This is a genomic window from Metabacillus sp. 22489 (assembly GCF_052044855.1).
In the GTDB taxonomy this organism is placed as follows: domain Bacteria; phylum Bacillota; class Bacilli; order Bacillales; family Bacillaceae; genus Metabacillus; species Metabacillus niabensis.
In genome coordinates this window covers 1-934 of the sequence record NZ_JBQENT010000121.1, presented here as the reverse complement: position 1 = coordinate 934, position 934 = coordinate 1, and the positions used below count along the sequence as shown (strand labels likewise).

The following is a 934-nucleotide window of genomic DNA, read 5'->3' as shown; positions in this document are numbered from 1 at the left end:
TAAGAAAAACCGGGCATAGCCCGGTCCTTTTCATGGTTAGAGAATATCCGATAATTTGTACTCTATGCCATGTACCCCTTTATAATACTCAGGATACATTTCACCCCCACATTTTTCACATGCAAACATAGGAGGAGTTGTCGGATCTCCATCATCCATTAAATCGAAATCCCTTACCACGTTAATAGGAATCTCTTCTTTCTCATGACACGCCAAACAAACATAGCTGACGCTCTGTTGCTTGGACTGGTTTAGGCTTATGTTTTTCTTCTTTTTCTTTCCCTTTTTGCGGGTTTTTGATACCGGTGAGATCGTTAATCATCCTTTCTAAATAAGCTCTTGTAGTTTTGCATAAGGCTACCTTTATTTCTAATTTACCATTTTCAAGGCAGACTTCTCCCTTGTATTCATAGTAACATTCACACCTCTGACAAACGAGAGGGTCTTTCTTGCCACTGGCTACTATTCTTTCACGCCACGTCTGGCGACGTAAGGTTTTCTTAACTTTTACAACCCAACGTCTTGCTTTTTGTTGCCAAGTACTCAACACTTTTTTACACAAGTTTTTTGATCTTCTAGAATACATACCGTAATGCCGAATAGTTTTAAATTGCTCGTCTGGGATATGGCGAATTAAACGTGAAATAAATTCTTCGACACTTACGGTTTCGGATTTGTCTTTTCCGTCAGTTTTATCCTTATATTTGAACGTAACGAATTGCCCATCATATGCCTCAATCCGATTGATTCCAATCGCTGGTCGACGAATATAACGGCCAATATAACGAAGTTGTTCTTTTATTTTCCCCCTCTGTTTAGGTGCATACACATAGAAGCCTTCGCCATTATTGGTGAACGCCTTTTGAAGTCTTGGTTGGATTCTTTTCTTTTCTCTTGGTGAAACTCCGTTTCTAATTAATTTTAATACGACCGT

General features: G+C 39.0%; 1 protein-coding gene. It reads right to left on the bottom strand.

What is annotated here, in order from left to right; translation table 11 throughout:
- Positions 1-202: 202 nt before the first annotated feature.
- On the bottom strand, positions 203-934 hold a 732-nt coding region (locus tag ACTJJ9_RS26305), incomplete at its 5' end, for an IS91 family transposase (protein ID WP_186324355.1).